Here is a 1,002-nt window from a genome sequence, read left to right on the forward strand (position 1 = left end):
ACTTGACCTGATCGAGCCCGTCGGCAGCCTCCACACTCAGCCCGGGAAGGTCGAACGACGGACCTGCGTGGTTCTCCCAAGCCAACATCACCTGGAACAATGGCGTGTGGTCAAGCGCCCGGGGCGGCCGCACGATCTCCACCACCTGCTCGAACGGCAGGTCCTGATGCTCCTGCGCAGCCAGCGTCGTGCGCCGCGTCCGCTCCAGAAGCTCCGACACGCTTGGCTCGCCCGACAGGTCCACCCGGAGCGCCAAGGTGTTGACGAAGAAGCCGATCAACTCTTCGATCTCCCGGCGCCCCCGATTGGCACTCGGCACACCGATCACAAGGTCGTTCTGCCCCGACAGCCGCGACAGCACCGCAGCCCATGCCGCCAGCACCGTCATGAACAACGTCGTGCCATGCTGCCGGCTCCGCCGCTTCAAGTCCCGCGTCAGATCCACATCGATGACAACAGGAACACTGGCTCCGGCAAACGACTGCTGGGCTGGCCGCGCACGGTCCGTCGGCAACGCGAGCATGGACGGCACGCCTGACAGGGCCTCGCGCCAGTACTGCGCCTGCTTCTGCAGCCGTTCCCCCGACAGCCATTGGCGTTGCCAGGCGGCATAATCCGGATACTGGACCGCCAGCGGCGGCAAAGGATCGTCCTGTCCGGCCACGAACGCCCGGTACAGGCTGCCCAGTTCCCGTACCAGCACCCCCATCGACCAGCCGTCCGAGATGATGTGATGCTGGGTCAGCAGGAAGACGTGTTCCTCATCCGACATCCGCACCAGACGCCCGCGGATCAGCGGCCCGCGCGCAAGATCAAACGGCGTGCGTTCCTCTTCATGGCATAGATCCGAAAGTGCCGCTTCCGTATCCGCCCTCTGCCGTAGATCGTGCTCAGACACCGGCAGTCCCGCATCCGGCGGCAGGATCTCAACCCGTGGCTTGGCCTGCGGCGCGACAAAGACACTGCGCAGCGCCTCGTGACGCGCAAACAAACGGTCAAGGC

General features: G+C 65.5%; 1 protein-coding gene. It reads right to left on the minus strand.

Going from position 1 to position 1,002, the window contains the following annotated elements; all coding sequences use genetic code 11:
• Positions 1-1,002 (minus strand): condensation domain-containing protein (locus GCT19_RS42195; RefSeq protein WP_227749513.1); only part of this gene is annotated, 1,002 nt, incomplete at both ends.

Source organism: Paraburkholderia atlantica (assembly GCF_009362785.1).
In the GTDB taxonomy this organism is placed as follows: Bacteria; Pseudomonadota; Gammaproteobacteria; order Burkholderiales; family Burkholderiaceae; genus Paraburkholderia; species Paraburkholderia atlantica.